The 18,016-nt window shown below is 74.2% G+C and carries 12 protein-coding genes and 2 pseudogenes; 7 read left to right on the plus strand and 7 right to left on the minus strand.

All coding sequences use genetic code 11. The features are described 5' to 3' along the window. Positions 1–125: 125 nt before the first annotated feature. The 3 genes from lhgO to ABZ078_RS23160 all read right to left on the minus strand — a co-directional run bounded on the left by lhgO (position 126) and on the right by ABZ078_RS23160 (position 4,000). The gene (gene lhgO / locus ABZ078_RS23150) at positions 126–1,334 is read right to left on the minus strand and encodes an L-2-hydroxyglutarate oxidase (protein WP_356577948.1); all 1,209 of its coding nucleotides are present in this window, start codon (positions 1,332–1,334) and stop codon (positions 126–128) included. A gap of 541 nt (positions 1,335–1,875) precedes the next feature. After that, complete coding sequence (locus ABZ078_RS23155) at positions 1,876–2,865, minus strand: endonuclease/exonuclease/phosphatase family protein (RefSeq protein ID WP_356577950.1); 990 nt, start codon at positions 2,863–2,865, stop codon at positions 1,876–1,878. A gap of 355 nt (positions 2,866–3,220) precedes the next feature. Then, entirely contained in the window at positions 3,221–4,000 is a 780-nt protein-coding gene (locus ABZ078_RS23160; protein ID WP_356577952.1) for an alpha/beta hydrolase, read from the minus strand. An 88-nt stretch (positions 4,001–4,088) separates the two neighbouring features. On the opposite strand from ABZ078_RS23160, the gene ABZ078_RS23165 reads away from it, so the two are divergent. Further along, on the plus strand, positions 4,089–5,408 hold the full coding sequence (locus tag ABZ078_RS23165; protein ID WP_356577954.1) for a PLP-dependent aminotransferase family protein: 1,320 nt from the start codon (positions 4,089–4,091) through the stop codon (positions 5,406–5,408). On the opposite strand, the gene ABZ078_RS23170 is transcribed toward ABZ078_RS23165, so the two are convergent. Both ABZ078_RS23170 and ABZ078_RS23175 read right to left on the minus strand, forming a co-directional pair. Next, positions 5,323–6,243, minus strand: a complete 921-nt coding sequence (locus tag ABZ078_RS23170; protein ID WP_356577956.1) for a hypothetical protein — start codon at positions 6,241–6,243, stop codon at positions 5,323–5,325. The two genes, ABZ078_RS23165 and ABZ078_RS23170, sit on opposite strands and share 86 nt — an antisense overlap. 219 nt (positions 6,244–6,462) lie before the next feature. Continuing rightward, a complete protein-coding gene (locus tag ABZ078_RS23175) occupies positions 6,463–6,939 on the minus strand; it encodes a hypothetical protein (RefSeq protein WP_356577958.1) in 477 nt (158 codons plus the stop codon). A 130-nt stretch (positions 6,940–7,069) separates the two neighbouring features. Between ABZ078_RS23175 and ABZ078_RS23180 the strand changes: the two genes are divergently transcribed. The 3 genes and pseudogenes from ABZ078_RS23180 to ABZ078_RS23190 all read left to right on the plus strand — a co-directional run. Next, the gene (locus tag ABZ078_RS23180) at positions 7,070–8,260 is read left to right on the plus strand and encodes a PP2C family protein-serine/threonine phosphatase (protein WP_356577960.1); all 1,191 of its coding nucleotides are present in this window, start codon (positions 7,070–7,072) and stop codon (positions 8,258–8,260) included. Between the two features lie 69 nt (positions 8,261–8,329). Beyond that, positions 8,330–8,959, plus strand: a pseudogene (locus tag ABZ078_RS23185) (hypothetical protein); the annotation flags it as partial. A 1,644-nt stretch (positions 8,960–10,603) separates the two neighbouring features. After that, positions 10,604–11,026, plus strand: a pseudogene (locus ABZ078_RS23190) (hypothetical protein); the annotation flags it as partial. Between the two features lie 84 nt (positions 11,027–11,110). On the opposite strand, the gene ABZ078_RS23195 reads toward ABZ078_RS23190, so the two are convergent. After that, the gene (locus ABZ078_RS23195) at positions 11,111–11,947 is read right to left on the minus strand and encodes an NPP1 family protein (protein ID WP_356577962.1); all 837 of its coding nucleotides are present in this window, start codon (positions 11,945–11,947) and stop codon (positions 11,111–11,113) included. Between the two features lie 338 nt (positions 11,948–12,285). Between ABZ078_RS23195 and ABZ078_RS23200 the strand changes: the two genes are divergently transcribed. The 3 genes from ABZ078_RS23200 to ABZ078_RS23210 all read left to right on the plus strand — a co-directional run bounded on the left by ABZ078_RS23200 (position 12,286) and on the right by ABZ078_RS23210 (position 17,727). Beyond that, on the plus strand, positions 12,286–16,011 hold the full coding sequence (locus ABZ078_RS23200; protein WP_356577964.1) for a hypothetical protein: 3,726 nt from the start codon (positions 12,286–12,288) through the stop codon (positions 16,009–16,011). Positions 16,012–16,175: 164 nt separating this feature from the next. Next, positions 16,176–17,039 carry a hypothetical protein gene (locus ABZ078_RS23205; protein ID WP_356577965.1) on the plus strand — a complete coding sequence of 288 codons (864 nt, stop codon included), beginning with the start codon at positions 16,176–16,178 and terminating at the stop codon, positions 17,037–17,039. A gap of 85 nt (positions 17,040–17,124) precedes the next feature. Further along, positions 17,125–17,727 (plus strand): TerB family tellurite resistance protein, encoded by a 603-nt coding sequence (locus ABZ078_RS23210; RefSeq protein ID WP_356577967.1) that lies wholly within the window; start codon positions 17,125–17,127, stop codon positions 17,725–17,727. A 41-nt stretch (positions 17,728–17,768) separates the two neighbouring features. Here ABZ078_RS23210 and ABZ078_RS23215 read toward each other — a convergent pair whose 3' ends face one another. Further along, positions 17,769–17,942 carry a hypothetical protein gene (locus ABZ078_RS23215; protein ID WP_356577969.1) on the minus strand — a complete coding sequence of 58 codons (174 nt, stop codon included), beginning with the start codon at positions 17,940–17,942 and terminating at the stop codon, positions 17,769–17,771. Positions 17,943–18,016 lie beyond the last annotated feature (74 nt).

Below are 18,016 nucleotides of genomic sequence, written 5' to 3' on the forward strand. Positions count from 1 at the left end.
GGGGTCTGGGGGCCGCAGGCCCCCAGGGACGCCGGGGTCGAAGGGGCAGCGCCCCTTCAGGATGGGACGGGTAGGGGCGGCGGGGGCGAAGAACATCGACGTCGGCCCCAACCACCCCGCCCCGCTCAAACCCCCTCCAGCACCGCCAACGCCCTCCGCGCCACCTCTCTCCCGATCGGCAGCGAAGCCGTCGCCGCGGGACTCGGCGCGTTCAGCACATGCACGGCCCGAGCCCCCTCCCGTATCAGGAAGTCGTCCACCAGCGTCCCGTCCCGCAGCACCGCCTGCGCCCGCACCCCCGCCGCCGCGGGCACCAGGTCGTCGGACGACACCGCGGGCAACAACCTCCGCACCGCCACCGTGAACGCACCCCGCGACACCGACCGCCGCAGCTCCCCCGCCCCGTACCGCCAGTGCCGCCGCGCCATCCGCCACACCCCGGGCCACGCCACCGTCGCCCCGACCTCCCGCGGCCGTACGACACCCCACCCGTACCCCTCCCGGGCCAGCGCCGGCACCGCGTTGGGCCCGATGTGCACGCCCCCGTCGATCCCCCGCGTGAGATGCACGCCGAGGAACGGGAACGCCGGATCCGGCACCGGATACACCAGCCCCCGCACCAGCTCGGGCCGCGCGAGCTCGTAGTACTCCCCCCGGAACGGCACGATCCGCACATCCGGCTCGTCCCCCGTCATCCGGGCCACCTCGTCGCAGTACAGCCCGGCACAGTTCACCAGCACCCGCCCCCGCACCACCTCCCCGCGCGAGGTCCGTACGGCGACCCCCAGCTCCGCCCGCCGGTCGACCCGCTCGACCTGCGCGCCGTACCGGATCTCCGCCCCCGACGCCTCGGCGAGCTGCCGGGCGACCCCGGCGAAGTCGCACACCCCCGTCGTCCCGACGTGTATGGCGGCGAGCCCCCGCACCTCCGGCTCGTACTCCGCGATCTGCGCGGCGCCCAGCTCCCGCACCGGAATGCCGTTCTCCCGGCCGCGCTGCACCAGCGCGTGCAGCCGCGGCAGCTCCTCCCGCTCCGTCGCGACGATCAGCTTGCCGGTGACGGCGTGCGCGATGCCGTACTCCGCGCAGAACTTGACCATCTCGGCGGCGCCCCGCACCGCGTACCGCGCCTTCAGCGACCCCGGCCGGTAGTAGATCCCGCTGTGGATGACCCCGCTGTTGCGCCCCGTCTGATGCCGGGCCGGACCCGGCTCCTTCTCCAGCACGGTCACCCTCGTGCCCGGCGCGGCACGCGTGATCGCATACGCCGTGGCCAGCCCGACGATCCCACCGCCGACCACGAGCACGTCACAGTCGTAAGCGATCGCCCGCACCTGCCCCACCTCCCGGTTTCGATAATGCACTGCGCCACTGACAACGCCTTCAAACCCGAAGATCCCCGCGCCCCGGGCGGGGGTGCGGGGTGCGGGGCGCGCGTACTTTCCACGACGCGGCCGGAGGCTCGGCCCACGGAGATCATCCCGCGCGCCGCGCTGACGGGCCTGCCCGCCGGCACCGAGGGCGCCACGGCGGCAGGGCCCCGCCCCCGCGCGCGGTGGGGCACAGGCATCGGCGGGCTCAGGACGCCCGCTGAGCCGCCGGCCCCGAGGGACGGAGGGCGTCTAGGGCCTGTTGCGAAAGTGGCGCCTGCCGCGCGACGCCCGGCACGCCCTCTCGCCGCACCGCCCGAAAGCCCGAGTACGCCCAGTACGAGGGCTTCCGGGCGGCACGCCGAGAGGGCGCACCGGACGCCGCGCGGCCGCCCTTCGGGCGACGACGCCACTTTCGCAACAGGCCCTAGTCCGGCCGGAACCCACCCCCCACACCCGGCGCGGTCGCCCTCCTGCACAGGGCGGCCGCGCCGACGTGTGCCCCTCACGGGCGCCGGTGCAGCGTGACGTCGGCGAGGAGGGCGCGGTGGTCGGTGCGGGGGAGGTCGAGGAAGCGGGTGGCGCCGGCGGAGAAGTCGGCGGAGAGGAGCACGTGGTCGATCTGCACCCCGAGCGTCGGCGCCGTGCGGGCCGGCCAGCTGGGCGTGCGGTCGGCGCCGGTGAGCCGGGCGGCGTCACGCAGCCCGGTGTCGAGGATGCGGCGGAAGGCGGCGTGGTCCTGGGAGGCGTTGAAGTCCCCGGCGAGGATCAGCGGCGTCCGGCCGTCCGCGGCGGCGAAGTCCCGCAGCTCGTCGAGCTCCCGGCGCCACTGGTCGGTCCGGCCGGGCAGCGGCGGCATGGGGTGGGCGAGCTGGAGCCGTACGGCGTGCCCGCGTACGTCCGCGACGGCGCCGGGCATGGCCATGGCGCCGTCGACCCCGTCGGCGGGCGCCAGCGGGAAGCGGCTGAGGACGACCGACCCCGCCGATCCGTCGGCCACCCGCGCAGCCCGGTGCGGATAGTCGGCGCCGAGGGCCCGCTTGAGCGTGGCGTCGCAGCCGTACTCGCACTCCTGGACGAACACGATGTCCGGCCGCTCGCGGCGGACGGCGGCGACGAGGGCGTCGGTCGCGTGCCCGAACTCGACGTTCGAGGTCAGCACGCGCAAGGAGGCGAGCGGGGGCCCGTCCGGCTGCTCGCTCTTGCCGTACGGCTCGATGAACCAGGCCAGCAGTCCGAGCACCACGACGCCCCAGAACAGGCCGACCCACCAGCGGGCGAGCAGGGAGAGCAGCAGCGCGCATCCCGTGGGGACGAGCAGCCAGGGGAGGAAGGCGAGGAGTTGGGGGACCGGGGTGATGCCGTCGGTGTCGGCGACCCGGCATCCCACGACGACGGTGACGCCGGCGAGGAGGAGGGCGGGGAGCCACCGTCCGGCCCGTCGTCGGGGCCTGCCGTCCGGGGAGGCCGTCCACTCGGCAGCCGCAGTGTCCAAGTCCCGGCCTTCCGCTCGCGGGTGGGATGACCGAATCCTCCCTCATCGGGAGGGGTCCCGGTGGTGCGCGCCGATGATGGGGCGCCGGTCACCGTAGGGAACAAGGAGATCCGAGATGACACCCGTGCAGGTCAACTGGCTGACCCTGGTGCTCGGCCCCTCGCCGTCGTCGGCCTGGTGGTCGCCTTCGTCGCCGCGCGTTCGGCGGCCAGGAGGGGCGAGCCGATGCCCGGTTGGGGGAAGGCTGTCCAAGGGGTGGCGATCACCTTCGTACTGCTCGTGGCCTTGATGCAGATGGCCTGGAGCGGTTCGTAGGTGAGGGAAGCGGTGAGCAGGTGAGCAGGCGGGGTACGGGTCACCCGTCGATGCGGGCCAGGAACGCCCCCAGCGCCTCGTTGAACTCAGCCGGCCGCTCCAGGTTCGGCATGTGCGCCGCCCGCTCGATCACCCGCAGCGTCGAGTCGGGGAGCGCGGCGTGCATCGACTCCGCGTCCGCGACGGGGGTGTAGGCGTCGTCCTCGCCCACGACGACCAGGGCGGGGACCGTGACGCGGGTGAGCAGGGCGCGGTAGTCGGGGCGTTCGGCCCGCCCGCGCAGGGCGGCCGCGGCGCCCTCCGGGGCCGTCGCCGTCATCATGCGGTGCACATGGGCCTTGACCTCGGCGTCGGCGTACGGCGCGACCATCTTCTCCAGCACCTCGTCGGCGTACCCGCGCATGCCCTCGCGCAGCAGCCGGTCCGCCATGGCGCCGCGGGCCCGCTTGCCCTCGGCCGTCTCCGCCGAGGCGAAGGTGTCCGCCAGGACCAGGCCCCGGACGCGGCCGGGGAAGCGGTCGTAGCACTCCATGACGATCTGGCCGCCCATCGACAGGCCCGCCAGCACGAAGGTCTCCACCTTCAGGTCGTCCAGGAGCGCCTCGATGTCCGCGGCGAAGACGGACAGGGGGGTGACGCCGGGGACGACCGGGGAGGCGCCGTAGCCACGCAGGTCGGGGGCGACGACCCGGCGAGTGGTGGCGAACGCCTCGATCTGCGGGGTCCACATCGTGCGGTCGAAGGGATGGCCGTGGACGAGAACGAGGGGGACCGATGAGGTATCGGCGCCTTTGTCCTCGTATGCGAGGAAGGGGCTCATGGAGACGACCCTAGATCGCCCCAACTCCTCGGTGCAATAAGATCTTTGCCCTCGGTGCAATGGGAACGGCCTGGTCAGGGGGCAGCGCGTGGACGACTACCGGCGGCTGGCCGACCGCGTGGCCGACGACATCACCGCCGGGAGGCTCAAGCCCGGTGACCGGCTGCCCCCGCAGCGGGTGTTCGCCCGGCGGCGCGGGATCGCCGGATCGACCGCCGGGCGGGTCTACGCCGAACTCGTGCGGCGCGGGCTCGTCGTCGGCGAGGTCGGCCGCGGCACCTTCGTGCGGGCCGCTCCGGAAGGAACCGGGCGGACCCTCGTCGAGGCCGCGACCGCGGCGCCGGTCAACCTGGAGCTCACCTACCCGTCCGCGCCCGGCCAGCCGGAGCTGGTCGCCCGGTCCCTCGCACCGCTCCTGCGCTCCGACGTCCTGACCGAGGCCCTGCGCCCGGCCGCCGCCACCGGCACACCCGAGGCCCGCGCGGCGGCGGCCGCCCTGCTCGCCACCCCGCGCTGGCACCCCGCGCCCGACCGGTTCCTCTTCACCGGCAACGCCCGTCAGGCCGTGGCCGCCACCCTCGCCTCCCTGGTCCGGCCCGGCGGCCGGGTCGGGGCCGAGGCGCTGACGTACCCCGTGGTCAAGGAGATCGCCGCCCGGCTCGGCATCACCCTGGTGCCGCTGGCCACGGACGCGCAGGGCCCGCTCCCGGAGTCCGTCGCCGCCGCCCACCGCACGGCCCCCCTGTCCGCGCTGTACCTCCAGCCGACCCTGCACAACCCGACCTCGCTGACGACGAGCCCCGAGCGCAGACGCCAACTCGCCCGTCTCGCCGTCGACTTGAACATTCCGGTCGTCGAGGACCGCATCTGGTCCTTCCTCACCGACGACGACCCCCTCGCCGCCCACGCGCCCGACCTCACCCATGTCGTCGACGGCCTCTCCAAGCGCGTCGCCCCCGGGCTCACCGTCGGCTTCGTCGTCGTTCCCGAGGAGCGCGTCGAGGCGGTGGCGGCCGCCGTGCGGTCCGGCGGGTGGAGTGCCGGGGGGTTCGCGGTGGCGGCGGCCGTGCGGTGGATCGCGGACGGGACGGTGCGGCGGCTGGTCGCGGCCAAACGCGCGGACGCCGCGCACCGGCAGCGCCTCCTCGGCGAGGAGCTGCGCGGATTCGCCGTACGGTCCGATCCGCGCGGCTGTTTCGCCTGGTGGGAGCTGCCCGCGCCGTGGCGTGCGGACACCTTCACGGCCGCCGCGGCCGCGCACGGCATCGCGGTGACGCCGGGCCCCGCCTTCGCCGTCGACCCCAGCCGCACCCCGGACGCGGTCAGACTCGGGCTCGCGTCGGCCCCGGAGCCGGATCTGCGGCGGGCGCTGCGGACGCTCGCCGGCGTCGTGCGAACAGCTCCGTGAGCCGGCAGACGAGAGCGACCGTCAGACCGAGGGCGATCAGCAGCCAGGACACCGTGCGCAGGGTCTCGGTCAGGGCGTCGTAGACCGCGCCCGCGGCCGGACGGTGGGCCGCCTCGGGCAGGTCGGCCAGCGTGAGCCGGCGGCCGATCGCCAGCGCGAGGAGCAGGAAGCCGCCGCCGAGGGCCGAGCCCAGCGCGGTCGCGGTGACCGCGCGGCGGCGGCAGGCGGCGACCGCGATGCCGGTCGCGGCGAGCACGGCGGCCGAGACGGGCAGCCAGAAACCGGCGACCTCCAGCACGTCGTACCCCTTCCTGAGCCGGTCCAGCTCGTGCGCCGGGAGCACGGCGACCTCGGTGTGCTCGACCGGGATGCGATGCGCCAACGGCACGTGGTCCTCGGTGAGCCGGCGTTTGACCTGGGCGGTGACCGGGGCCAGATCGACGGTGACCGCGCGGTCGCGCCCGTCCTGAAGGGCGCTCAGCACGGCGCCGTGGACCGCCCTGTTGCTCGCCTCCCACGCCGTGCGGAACGCCTCGGTCCGGGTGAACGAGCGCACCGCGTCCCGCACGAAGGGCCGCACGGTGCCGCGCTCGTCGCGGGCCTCCCACTCGGGGTGGAGCCGGGGAGCGACCTCCTGCATGATCCCGGCCCCGACGGTGTCCGCCACCGCGCCCTGCACGGCCGGATCCGCGGCGAGCGGCGCCATGGCGGTGACGTACCGCCCGGTGTCGGCCAGCCCGTACGTCACCCAGGCCGCCAGCGCGCCGAACGGCACGAGGAGGCACGACAGCGCGATCAGCGCCGCCGACAGGGCGTTCCGCAGACGGGTGGGCACCCCTACAGGCAAGGAGCACCGGGGCGGGGGCGCCAGTCGTATGACTGCATCCGGCCGCACCGATGCGCTCTCCGGTGGAGAGTTCACCCGAACGGGTGTCTCATGGATCGGGGGAGCGAGTGGAGCGATCGCGTGGGTGGATGACGTGGGTGGATGAAGTGGGTGGATGAAGGGGAACGGTCCGGCCCCGGCGAGCAGCCGGGGCCGGACCGCGAGCCCTCAGCCGATCCGTCGGCCCTGGGCGTCCTCGTGGGTGTAGTAGCGGTAGAACAGCACGACGAAGAAGGCCGCGCCGATCACGGCCGCCATGAGCGCGGACCTGAGGACGCTCTGGTCGGCCTGGCTGAACAGGAACCCGAACGCGCAGCCCGCGAAGGCGGACCACAGCAGCGCGTGCAGCTCGCGCTTCATCCGGGGGGCCAGCGCGCGCACGGCGAGGTAGAGCGCCATGAACACGAAAGCGGTGACGAAGCCGAAAAGCAGGTTCCAGCCGGTGATCTCCCCGCCGGAGCGCCGGTTCGCCGCGGCCCAGTAGCCGTAGACGAGGCCGAGGACGATCGCCGCGGCGACGTTCGCGACGCGGTGCGTCCGTGCGCTGAAGAGGTCGGGCGGGGCGCTCGTGCCGGTCCTGCCGGTCGTCGTCGCCCGTCCGGACCGTCCGGACCGTCCGCCGGGCACGGGTGCCGCATGAGCCATGAGAGCACTCCTCTCTCCTCGCCCCCGCATCCAGGGCACACCTGAGGGCGCCGGCCGGCAAGTCGGCACTGCCGGGAAGGCCCCGGGCACCCGGATGCGGCGCGTCGAACGCCGTGATTCGCTGAGGCTCATGAGGGCCGTCAGCGACGGTGGAGCCAGTGCGCTGGGCAGCGCGCGCCGGCCGCAGCTGCTGCGTGTGCGCGACCGTAGCGTCGCCTGGGTGCCGCCGCTGCTGTTGCTCATCGGCATCGTGGCGGTCGACTACGAGACCAGCAGTGACTTCCGGATCCTGTCCTGGATGGTGCTGGTGCCCGGTATCGCCGCCGCGATCTGCGGGGTGTGGGGGACGGCGGTGTTCGCGGTGCTCGCGCCCGCCACCTACGCCACCGCGGACGCCGTCCTGCCGCACGAGTACCAGGCCGGCCTGCCCGACCTCGTCCTCGCCGGCGTCGGCGGCGTCCTCGCCACGCTGGCCTGCGTCGTCCGGGTGCGCGGCGAGCAGCGCATGCTGCACATGCAGGACGTCGCCGAGACCATCCGCCGTACCGTGCTGCGCCCGCTGCCGCCGGGCTGGGGCGGCCTCGACCACGCGGCCGTGTACCTCGCCGCCGACAGCGCGGCCAGGGTCGGCGGCGACTTCTACGACATCCAGACCGGTCTGCACGGCACCCGCGTCATCCTCGGTGACGTCCAGGGCAAGGGGCTCGGCGCCGTGGAGGCGGCCGCCGCGCTGCTCGGCACGTTCCGGGAGGCCGCCTACCACGAGCCCGACCTGACGACGGTCGCCGTACGCCTGGAGGTCCGCATGCAGCGGCACATCCGGATGCGCACGGCCCTCGGCGGTGAGGAGGGGGACCGGTTCGCCACCGCCGTCCTGCTCGGCTTCCCCGAGGAGCGGCCGGACGCGCTGGACGCCGTCGTCCTCGGCCACGAGTCCCCGCTCGTCGTCCGTCCCGACGGCGTACGGTCCCTGCCGACCGGCCACGGCCTGCCCCTCGGCCTGGGCGGCCTCGCCCCGGTCGAGGGCCCGCCGCCGGTGCTGCACGTGCCCCTCGGCCCCGGCGAGACGCTGCTGCTGACCACGGACGGCGTGACCGAGGCCCGGGACGGCGACGGCACCTTCTACCCGCTCGCCGACGAGGTCGCCGCCGCCGTCGCCGCCGATCCGGACATCGCGCAGCCCCGGCGGCTGGTCGCCTTCGTCCGGGAGAGCACGCTGCGGCACTGCGGTGGGCATCTGGCCGACGACACGACGGTGTTCGCGGTACGGCGGAGAGCCGGTGTGGGGAATGGGGACGGAATCGGACGTAAACGGTCCTGAGATCCCTCTTCGCGGCCGCAGCGGTTACGGTGCTGCCGTACGTGATCGACGGGGGATGGGGAGGGACCGATGCCCGGAACCGTTCTGCTGCTGGCCGCCGCACCGGCGGGCAAGGGCTGTCTGGTGGACGCCGCTTCCGTGCTCCCCGTCCTCGCCGCCGTGCCGCCCGCGGTGCTGTCCGGCACGGACACGGCGAACGTCGTGGAACTCGCCGACCCCCTGGAGCCACAGGCCGTCCTCACCCGGCTGCGCGCCGCGGCGGTCTCCCCCGGCCCGCTGACCGTCTTCGTCACCGGCCAGTTGCAACTGGACCGCCGCCAGCACCTCCCCCACCTCGCGCTGGCCCGGACGACCCCGTCGACGGTCCGCTACACCGGCTTCCCCTGGCACTGGATCCGCGAGGAACTGCGCCTGCGCGCACCGGGTTCGACATCCCTCCTGCTCGACCTGCACGCCGACACCGAGACCTGGGAGTGGCTGCGCGCCCACCCCCTCGACTCGGGCCACAACAACACGGTGTACGGCCGTGTCGCGCCGCCGCCGAGCCGCCGGACGGTGGCGGGGCCGGCGTACATGAAGGCCGTGGCGACCCTGCTGCGCAGCGGCCACCGCCCGCCCCTGGACCAGCTCCACCAACAGGCCCTGTACCGCATCGCCCCCGACGCCGGCGCGGGCATCGACATCGTCCTGACCGCACCGAACGCGCCGCAGGTGCCTGCGCGGGGCATCCACCAGGAGCCACCCCACAGCCCGGCCCGCCAGCAGGAACCCCTGCGGCCCCCGACGCCGGGCGCCCAGCAGGACCGGCCGCAGCCCCCGGCGCACACCGGTCGCCAGAACCTGCCGGAACCCCCTGCGCAGGGTGCCTCGCAGCTTCCGGCGCCGACCCAGCCGCTCCCTGCGACGAGCTCCGTGCCGCTCCCTGCGGCAAGTGCGCCGCTCCCTGCGGCAAGTGCCGTGCCGTCCTCTGCGCCCAGTCCGGCCCAGAGTCCGACGCGGAGTCCTCAGCAGAATCCGACGGAGGCGCCCGCGCAGAGTGCGTCGCAGCTTCCGGCGCCGCGCCAGCCGCTCCCTGACTCCACTGACGCGCCGGTTCCCGTATCGAGTTCTGTACCGGCTCCCGGGCCGAGCGCCGAGCACGGTGCGGTGAGCGCGGCGCCGACCCCTGCGGCGTCCGAGGAAAGAACGCTGCAGTTCCCTGCGCTGAGCGCGACGCCCCCGTCGGAGGCGCCCGCGCAGAGTTCCCCGCAGCTTCCGGCGCCGAGTTCCGTACCGCTCCCTGCGGAGAGTTCGGCCCAGAGTCCGAACCTGCCGGGGGCGTCCGAGGAAAAGACGCTGCGGCTCCCTGCGCTCAACGCGGCGCCCCCTGAGCCGGGTTCGGCTCCGAGCCCGACGCCGACTCCCGCGCCCGGTGCCGCCCAGAGCCCGGCGGGCTCCACGCCGGTTCCGGCGCCGAGTCCAGCGCAGAACCTCGGCCCGGCTCCGGGGTCGGGTCCCGGGTCCGGTCCGGGGTCGGCTTCCGCGTCGGGTCTGGGGTCGGCTTCCGCGTCGGGTTCGGGGTCGGGTCCCGTGTCGGCTTCCGCGTCAGCTCCGGGGTCGGCTTCCGGGTCGGGTCCCGTCCCAGCTCCCGAGCCAGCTCCCGCGCCAGCTCCCGTGTCGGCTTCCGCGTCGGCTCCGGGGTCGACTTCCGTCCCAGCTCCCGCGCCAGCTCCCGTCCCAGCTCCCGGGTCGGCTTCCGCATCGGATCCCGCGTCGGGTCCGGGGTCGGGTCCCGCGTCGGGTCCGGGGTCGGGTCCCGTGTCGGGTCCGGGGTCGGCTTCCGCGTCGGGTCCGGGGTCGGCTTCCGTCCCAGCTCCCGTGCCGGCTTCCGTCCCAGCTCCCGTGCCGGCTTCCGTCCCAGCTCCCGGGTCGGGTCCGGGGTCGGCTCCCGTGTCGGCTTCCGCGTCAGCTCCGGGGTCGGCTTCCGGGTCGGGTCCCGTCCCAGCTCCCGAGCCAGCTCCCGTGCCAGCTCCCGTGTCGGCTTCCGTGTCGGGTCCGGGGTCGGGCCCCGTGTCGGGTCCGGGGTCGGGCCCCGTGTCGGGTCCGGGGTCGGCTTCCGTGTCGGGTCCGGGGTCGGCTTCCGTGTCGGGTCCGGGGTCGGCTTCCGTGTCGGGTCCGGGGTCGGCTCCCGGGTCGGTTCCGGGGTCGGCTTCCGCGTCAGCTCCCGTGCCGGCTCCCGTCCCAGCTCCCGCGCCAGCCCCCGCCCCGAACCCCCCACACATCCCCGCGCACACCATCCCCCCGATCCCCACGCGACCCCCCGCCCCGAGTCCCGCGCAGAAGCCGGCGTCGCCGCGCGCGCCCGGTGATCCGCATGCCGCCATCAGTGCTGCGGTGGAGGCGGGGCGGCATGGTGAGGCCGATGTGCTGGCCGCGCATCATGAGCAGGTCGCCATCCGGGCCCATGGGCATGCCTCGGAGGAGGCCCTGCACTGGATCGAGGTGCGGGCGGATCTGGCGATGCTGGCGGGGGACCCGGTGCGCAGCTGCCGGAATTGGCTGACGGTCGCCTCGGCAAGGCTCTCCGCGGGGCAGAGCCCGGACCTGCCCGCCGTGCAGGCCGCCGTCGACCGGGCCCACCACCAGTGGGGGCAGATCGGCGACGCGGCGCTCGCGCGCGAACTGGGGTCCCACCTGGCGGAGCTGCGCGGCCGCGTCCCGGGGCGTCGGCGGGGCGCACTGGAGAACGTCCACGAGCGGCTGCGTCAGTTGCAGGTCAGCGGGTGAAGGCGACGTAACTCCGGGGGCAAGAGGAAGCCCCCGGCGGGACAGGGGGGGCGTCCCCGCCGGGGGCGGCTGTGGTGCCGGGTGTCAGCTCCAGGCGTTGAAGCTGATGCCGGCCGGCTTGGCCTTGTTCAGGGTGCTGCGGAAGTGGTCGTTCTTGTCCTGGAGCGGGAAGTTGGCCCTGCCCCAGCTGGAGTTCTCCAGCGCGTTCCAGGCGGTGCGGTTGCGGCTCCACAGGGTGTCGTAGGGCACCAGGGCCGGGCGGTCCCAGCTGCCGTTGCCCCACGCCTCGCCCCGCTCGCCCGCCTTCGCGAAGCGGAAGGAGTGCGTGCCGAAGGGGCCGGCCGGGAGCTGCCCGTCCTTGTGGTAGACGACCTTGAAGCGCTTGCCCTCCCGCTCCACGTCGTTGAAGCGCTTGGTGGTGTAGTTGCCGTGCGCGGACACGGACACGTAACTGGGCCACTGGTCCCTGCCGTGGTACCAGACCACGGCGGCCTCGAAGTCGTGCCGGTGCCCGAACGCGTCGGCGGCGCCGGCGACGCCCTGGTCCTTCTCGAAGTACAGGGTGTAGACGATGCCGCACCAGCCGGAGCCCCTGTCGCACTTGGCCCGCGAGTAGGTGTTGGCCTGGCCGAGGTGACCGCTCTTGCATCCGCCGCCGAGCGATCCGGCGTTGTGGAGACCGCCGTTGAGCCGGCCGCTCGCGTCGACGGCGGCCGCCGGGTAGCAGCCCTCCGCGTCGTAGTCGAACAGCGGCTGGAACATCTCCTGGGCCGGGGCGCTGCCGCCCATGTAGGGGAAGGGCTTCAGCACGGCGGCGCCGGCGCTGCCGGCCAGGCCGACGGTCAGGGCGGCGGCGCTGCCCATGACGAGCGCGGCCTTGCCGAGGCGGGAGGTCCGCCTGGTCTTGACTGCCTGGGACATACGGTCTTCTCCAGTTGCTCGGTGTGCCGGGATCCGGCGGTGACACCGAGACTGGCGAGCGGAGCGTTGATCGGCACTCCCTCCGCCCAGAGCGATCAATTCCGTCAATTCCGCGCGATGGTTCGCGGGGATTTCCAGGAACCGGAGGATTGATTGCCGCATCTACTTTGTCAGGACAAGAGAAATCCATGATCATTGATGACTTGTCCGGTGGTGAATATTCCGTCGCCTTTCATTTACCCGTACGTCACTCAGTGCGGGCCAGGGTGAAATGTTCAGCGACGTATCGTCACCGCCCCTGACGTCGGATTCGTCGGCTGTGTGGAGGTACGTAACGCATGGGCCGTCCTGAAAGACCCCTGGACCCGGCCGCCGGCCCCGTGGCCCGGCTCGCCCATGAGCTCCGCGAGCTGCGCAAGGCCGCCGGCAGCCCCGCGTACCGGCGCATGGCCGAGACGGCCGGCTTCTCCGCGACCACGCTGTCCCAGGCTGCGGCCGGCGAACGGCTGCCGTCCCTCGCCGTCGTCCGGGGATACGTCGAGGCATGCGGCGGCGACCCCGCGCAGTGGGAGCCGCGCTGGCAGGAGGCGGAGGCGGCGGCCGCCGAAGCGGTGCGCGCGGAGGCGGCGGACACCACCCCGCCGTACCGGGGCCTCGCCCGCTTCGAGCCCGACGACCGGCATCTGTTCTTCGGCCGGGACCGGATGGTGGAGGAACTGCACCGGCTGGTGTGCGACCACCGGTTCGCGGTGCTGTTCGGGGCGTCCGGCAGCGGCAAGTCCTCGCTGCTGCGGGCCGGGCTGATCCCCGCCCTGCGCGAGGAGATGGGCCGCCGCAGCCGTCGGGCGGTGCTGCGGGTCCTCACTCCGGGCGCGCGGCCCGCGAAGACCTACGGCCACCTCCTGGCCCCCGGCGAGAGCCAGCCGGAGAGCTGGGTGGTGGTCGACCAGTTCGAGGAGGTCTTCACCCTGTGCAAGGACCGCGAGGAGCGCGCCCGCTTCATCGACCTGCTGCTCGCCGCCCGGGACCCGGCGGGCCGGCTGCGGGTGCTGATCACCGTACGGGCCGACTTCTACGCCCGCTGCGCCGAGCACCGCGGCCTGGCCGACGCGCTCACCGGCGCCGGGCTGCTGCTCGGGCCGATGACGGCCGACGAACTGCGGCAGGCGGTGACCAGGCCCGCGCAGTCCGCCGGGCTGCTGGTGGAGCGGGAGTTGACCGCGCGGATCGTCGAGGAGGTCGTCGACCAGCCCGGCGGACTGCCGATGCTCTCGCACGCGCTGCTGGAGACCTGGCGGCGGCGCAAGGGCCGGGTGCTCACCCTGGCCGCGTACCAGGCGGCGGGCGGCGTGCGCGGCGCGATCGCGGCGACGGCGGAGGAGGTGTACGGGCAGCTGACCGAGGACCAGGCGCGCACCGCCCGCCATCTGCTGCTGCGGCTGGTGGAGCCGGGCCGGGGCACCCCCGACACCCGGCGCCCGCTGGCCCGCGCCGACCTGGCGGAGTGGACCGGGCCCGAGGTGCCGGAGGTGGTCGAGCGGCTGGCCCGCGCCCGCCTCCTCACCGTCGACGAGGACGGCGTCCAGCTCGCCCACGAGGCCCTGATCACCAGCTGGCCACGCCTGTCCGGCTGGCTGGACGAGGACCGCGAGCGGCTGCGCCACCACCGCCGCCTGACCGAGGCCGCCCGAGCCTGGCTGGAGCACGACCGCGACCCCGACGGCCTGTACCGGGGCAGCAGGCTGGAGCGGGCCGAGGAACTGTTCGGGGAGGACGACGGCTCGCTCACCGTGCGGGAGCGCGGCTTCCTGGTCGCCGCGCTGGAGGCCCGCGAGACGGAGCGGCGGGCCGCCGCGCGGACGGCCCGCCGGTCCCGGCTGCTGATCACCGCCCTGTCCGCCGTCCTGTCGGTGGCGCTGGTGGTGAGCCTGGCCGCGTGGAGCCAGCACCGCGACAACGACCGGCAGCGCACCGACACCGCGGCCCGCCGCACGGCCGGCGTCGCCGACTCGCTGCGCACCACCGACCCGCGCACCGCGATGCTGCTGGGCGTCGCCGCCTGGCGCGTCTCCCAGCTCCCCGAGTCCCGCCGGGCCCTGCTCGGCGCCCTCGCCCAGCCCGAGCGGGACACCTTCACCGATCCCGCCCCCAGTGGCGGCGCCCGCCGTTTCCTCACCGCCGCCGGCCGCGCGCTGCTGAGCGTCGAGGGCCGTGCCTGGCGGACGTACGACGTGGCCACGCACCGCCGCACCGGCTCCGGCCGGCTGCCGGTCGACAGCGATCAGGTGACCGGGGTGTCCCTCGACGGGACGGTGATCGCGGTGAGGGGGCGGGACGGCATCCGGCTGTGGAACACGGCCACGGGACGCTGGACCGGAGGCGGACCGTGGCCGGGGCACTCCGACGTCGGTTTCGGCCGGGGCGCCTTCCTGGTGACCCGCGCCGGCGACGACCGGGCCGAGCTGCGCTCCCTCGCCGACGGCGAGCGGCTGTTCGACAGCCCGGCGGTCGGCCGCGCGGACGTGGCCCCCGACGCCCGTACCGTCGCCGTCTGCCCCGCCGGCGGCCGGGGCGCCGCCCCGCGGGTGTGGGACGTCGCCCGCCATCGCGCCCTCCCCGGCGACTGGTCGGACGACCCGGACGTCTGCGACGACGACTCGATGCTGGTCCTGGGCGACGGCGCGCGGATGGCCGCCGTCTCGGGCGCCGGCGTGCGGGTCTGGGACACCGGCTCGGGACGGCAGCTCGCCGACCTCGCCGTACCGGGTGTCGAGTACGCCTCGTTCAGCGCGGACGGCAGGTTCCTGGCGGTGGCCGACGGCACGGAGGCCCAGGTGTGGCGGCTGTCGTCCCCCGAGTCCCCGGTCTTCCGGCACTCCCTGAACAACCAGTACATGTACGGCGGCCTCGCCTGGGACCCCGGGCACCCCGTCCTGCGCTACCTGGAGGGCGGCACGGTCCACTCCCTGGACGTGACGGCGGCGGTGACACCGGCCTGGCACGACGACGCCCTGTCCGGCGCCCGGCTCGCCCCCGACGGCCGCACCCTCGCCACCGTCGAGGGCAGCGGCACCGGCCTCCGCTTCCGGCTGCGCGACACCCGCGACGGGCATGTCCTACGGACCCTGCCGACGCCGCCGTTCCCCGTGGCCCGCGCGGGCACGGACCCGGTCGTCCCCGGTGACACCCTGGCGCTCACGGCGTTCAGCCCGGACGGCGCGGTGTTCGCGTACGGCGTCTCGGCACCGGGCCGGGAGGCGGCGCCGCAGCGGATCACCCTCTGGGACCTGCGCCGCGACCGGGTGCGCGGCACCCTGGACCTGGCCACCGCCGACTCGGCCGGGGCGGTCATCGGCCTCGCCCTGGGCTCCGGCGGCCGCACCCTGTACGCCGCCCGTACACCCGGCGTCGGCGATGTGCGCGACGAGGTGTGGGACACGACGAGCCGCCGCCGCGTCTCCACGGTGAGCGGTCTGGGCAGCAGCCACCTGGCCGTCCGGCCCGACGGTGGGCTGCTCGTCGGCGACAACCGCGTGGCCCGCCTCCCGAGCGGCCCGGTGACCGGCGAGAACCTCGTGCAGGGCGACCAGATCGGCGCGCTCGCCTTCAGCGAGGACGGTTCGCGGCTGGCGGTGGGCGACGGGACCGGCCGGGTCGCCCTGTGGGACGGGGACCTGCGGCACAAGTCCGGCGTCCTGCGCAACGTCTTCCCGCCGCGGCTCGGCGACACCCCGGAGGGCGTCAGCGCGCTGGCGCTCAGCCCCGACGGCAGCACGCTCGCTGTGGGCGGCAGCTCCGGGACGCTCCAGCTCTGGGACGTCGCCACGCAGCAGCCGCTGGGCGGTCCCCTGCCGACCCCGGGCGAGGAGATCGTCTCGGTGGCGTTCAGCGAGGACAGCGGCACGCTGTACGCCGCCGGCACCCACGTCCCGCTCCAGGCTTACGTCGTCGACTCCGACCGGGTGGCCGAGCGGGTGTGCGCCAGGGTGGGCGGGACGCTGACGCGGGCGCGGTGGCGGACGTATCTGGGGGATGTGCCGTACCGGACCGTCTGCGGGCGGTGACGGGTCCCGGCGCCGCAGTCGTGGTCGGTTGTTTTCCCTGATCAGCGGGGCTACCAATCAATCCCGCCGCTTGCCAGCCTCGGTCGAGCCGTGGCGCGGGCAGCCTCCTCGTCCGCGTCACGGCCTGCCACCTCCACACCCGCAAGCACCGCAGGAGCACGCACATGAGGCTCACCCTGAAGAAGGCCGCCGTCGCCGCCGCGGCCGGTGCCGTCGCCGTCACCGGGCTGCTGTCCACCACCGGTACGGCCCAGGCCGCCACCGGTCCGCTCGGTGCCTCGAACATCCGGGGCACCACGCCCGGCAACACCGACTCCCTCGTTCAGCGCTTCTGCAGCCAGGGACACGCCGGCAACCCCCACTTCGGCGCCTACAACGTGCGTACCGGCGAGTTCCGGACCGAGAACGAGTACCTCGGCAAGATCAGCACCGTGCGCGCGCCCAGGGGTGACTGGGAGGTCTTCACCGGCCAGTGCAAGTACCCGCAGACGTCCACCTGGTCCTTCACCGGCCCGACCCAGCGCGTCTCCATTTGGCACGAGAACCTGGGCAGCACCGACGACAAGGTGACCTTCGTCCGCAGCTACACCACCAAGACCTCCGCGAAGGCGAGCGTCGGGGGCTCCCTCGACGCCGGCCTCGCCAAGGGCATCTTCACCGGCAAGCTGGGCGGCAACTTCAGCTACGAGTGGGGCTGGGAGAGGTCGACGACCTACGAGCGCCGCGACGAGAAGTCCATCCCGGCGTGCAGCGCCATCGCCGTGACCTGGACGCCGTACAAGCGGGTCGTGCGCGTCAGCCCGGTGATCGACATCTGGTCGTACGCGTGGCGGGGCTCCGACGGCAAGGTGACGCAGGTGAACTCCTGGCGCGGCAAGGGCAACGCCTTCAAGAAGATCTACTCGTACGGCTACTACATCGACGGCATCTCCGACAAGCTCGTCCACGTGAGCGACGGCCGCTGGGAGCCCGACGGGCGGGAGAGCAAGGCCCAGCAGAACCGCGACCCCCGTAAGTGCGCCCACTGACGAGGGCACAGGGCACTCGGTGGAACTTCTGCCGTGCGGTGGGCGTTGATCCGGATGACCCCGACGAAATACCGAGGTGACGTCAATGGCGCTGTTCGACCGGCTCAAGGACCAGGCGAAGAATCTGCAGCAGCAGGTCCAGGGTGGCCACGGAGCGAGTAGCGGGCACGGTGGGCACACCGGAAACACCGGATATCCCGGGCAGGCCGGACACGGTGGCGCCGGGTCCGGCGGCTCGCGGGGTGCTTCGCGCGCCCAGCTCGTGGGCCTGCTCAAGACGCAGCTCGGCTCCCTCAAGACCGAGCTGAAAAGCGGGGCCTACCGGGACGCCAGCATGGCGATGTGCGCCCTGGTCGCGGCGGCGGACGGGCATGTGGACCCGACCGAGCAGCAGCAGATGGAGGCGATGATCCTCAGCAACGAGGTCTTGCAGAACTTCCCGCCGGACCAGCTGCGCCAGCGTTTCCACAAGCACGTGGACCTGCTCACCCGCAACTTCGCGCAGGGCAAGGCCGAGGCGATGCAGGAGATCGCCAAGGCCGCGAAGAAGCCCACCGAGGCCCGTGCGGTCATCCAGACCGGCATCGTGATCGCGGGCGCCGACGGCTACTTCTCCCAGGCGGAGCAGGCGGTCCTCAGGGAGGCGTGCGCGGCACTGGGCGTGTCTCCGGCGGAGTTCCAGCTCTGACCTGCTGACCTGCGCGGCAGGCGCCACTTTCGCAACAGGCCCTAGCGGTCGGCGGAGGCGGTCGGGCCCGTGGTGGGTGCCGACTGCCACGCCGGCTGCGCCTCCGCCGCCCTCGCGGGCCCCGCGTTCGCCGCCAGGACCAGCGTCACCACGGCGACCACGGCGGCGGCGACCCCTCGGGTGTAACGCTCGGCGGTGCGGGTGCGTTCGAGCACGGCGACCTCTCAGCAGCGGTGTATTAAGCCCGTTTAATACACGGTTTAACCTAGGGGTCGTCCGAGCCGGACGG

Source organism: Streptomyces sp. NPDC006385 (assembly GCF_040612485.1).
Lineage (GTDB): Bacteria > Actinomycetota > Actinomycetes > Streptomycetales > Streptomycetaceae > Streptomyces.

Bases quoted from the DNA above. Each gene is read 5' to 3' on its own strand.
- ABZ078_RS23195 (WP_356577962.1), bottom strand. From the start codon at position 11,947: ATGTCCCAGGCAGTCAAGACCAGGCGGACCTCCCGCCTCGGCAAGGCC.
- ABZ078_RS23205 (WP_356577965.1), top strand. From the start codon at position 16,176: ATGAGGCTCACCCTGAAGAAGGCCGCCGTCGCCGCCGCGGCCGGTGCC.
- ABZ078_RS23160 (WP_356577952.1), bottom strand. From the start codon at position 4,000: ATGAGCCCCTTCCTCGCATACGAGGACAAAGGCGCCGATACCTCATCG.
- ABZ078_RS23210 (WP_356577967.1), top strand. From the start codon at position 17,125: ATGGCGCTGTTCGACCGGCTCAAGGACCAGGCGAAGAATCTGCAGCAG.
- ABZ078_RS23200 (WP_356577964.1), top strand. From the start codon at position 12,286: ATGGGCCGTCCTGAAAGACCCCTGGACCCGGCCGCCGGCCCCGTGGCC.
- ABZ078_RS23180 (WP_356577960.1), top strand. From the start codon at position 7,070: ATGAGGGCCGTCAGCGACGGTGGAGCCAGTGCGCTGGGCAGCGCGCGC.
- ABZ078_RS23175 (WP_356577958.1), bottom strand. From the start codon at position 6,939: ATGGCTCATGCGGCACCCGTGCCCGGCGGACGGTCCGGACGGTCCGGA.